Raw genomic sequence first — 1,443 nt, forward strand, 5'->3', positions numbered from 1 at the left:
AGCCAGTTGGTGGGATTTTGTCTTTAGACGGAGACAGGGCCCCACCAACCACGCGCCGTGGGGTCAGCCTCTCATAAGCACAGGCATCCGGGGAAGCGGTCTTTAGGCAAGTAGACATGGGACAGGGGGCTGAGTGGCGGAACTGGTGTTCCTCGGTTTGGAGGAGTTGCCTTGGAAGGGCAAAGTCGGAGCCAAACCGCTCTTTTTGGTCCAACGCTAAGCCTTTGAAAACAAAGGGAGCGCGTGACAGACCGTTGGACTAAAAAACCAACGCCCTGAGAAAAGAGAGAGAAAAGTGGGGTTGATCTGCCCCGTTCCGGCGGAAACCGCGCCGACCTTGGTCCAACGCCAAAACGCGAAAACCGCCGAAAACAAGGCGTTTTCGACGGTCGCTGCTCTCGGAATAGAGAGGTTCGAACAGGGGTGTTTGGCGCGCCCGCGGCTCCCGGATTCGAACTAGTAGGTTCACAAAATGAGAGCTAATAGAAGATAGATGCGGCCTATCGGATACTCCGCCTCAGATCTCTAGTCAGAAGGGTGCACCCCTGAGGCCACCGGGCATCTCGTCCTGGGCCGTTACTCTCCAAGACTACTGCTCAACGCCGTTCTGGCCGGCCGGCGAGGTTATCCTTTATTTAGGTCACGACGGAACGGGCAATGGCAAAGGTGAGGAAGTCCACGGTGAGGCGCAAGACGGCAACCCCGCGCAAGGCCGCGCCGAAGCCCAAGGCGACGCCTAAACCCAAAAGGAAGACCGACCCACGAGTACGCCCGGAGGTGGATACCGTACGCGCCTCCCGCGACGGGCACGAGTTCCACGAAGCCTGGGTGGCTCGTAAGTGCTTGGGTCTGCTCTTGCCCGGCGCTGACTTGGTCGGGATTGCGGTGGAAGGGTTCGCCAACGAGGACCAGCGCGGCGTCTCGAATGAAGGCAACGAGATCGCTGACGCGGTGCTGTACTTCGGAGGCAGAGCCAACCTGCAGGACGCCGAGCGCATAGTCGTGGTCCAGGTGAAGTACTCCAAGGCGGCCGAGCACAAACCGTTCCGGGCGGCACAGGCGAAGAAGACGATTAGCAAGTTCGCACGCACGTATCGTGCCTGTAAGGCGTCGCTTGGCGCCGTCAAAGCGCGGGCAAAGTTGCGGTTCGAGCTTGTCACCAATCGTCCTATCGAACCCGCGCTACTGGAGGCTATAGAAGGCCTTGCGAAGAAAAGCCCGCTTAAGGGCGATGCAAGAACGCAGGCGAAGCAGGTGATGGATGCCTGCAATCTGACGGGAAAGGATCTCGCTGAGTTCGCTGCGAGGCTGGACATGGTCGGGCTGACTGGCGACCTTCGCGAGAACAAGCAACAGCTCGCGCTCACTCTGGTCGACTGGTCAGATACGCGGGATCACATGGCCCGCCGCCGCCTCGCGGATATCCGGGACCTGGCACGCGAC

At 59.9% G+C, this 1,443-nt stretch carries 1 protein-coding gene; it reads left to right on the forward strand.

What is annotated here, in order from left to right; all coding sequences use genetic code 11:
- Positions 1-681 precede the first annotated feature (681 nt).
- A partial coding sequence (locus AB0D94_RS37795) for a hypothetical protein (protein WP_362062512.1) occupies positions 682-1,443 on the forward strand: 762 nt, incomplete at its 3' end.

This window comes from Streptomyces sp. NPDC048255 (assembly GCF_040652415.1).
In the GTDB taxonomy this organism is placed as follows: domain Bacteria; phylum Actinomycetota; class Actinomycetes; order Streptomycetales; family Streptomycetaceae; genus Streptomyces.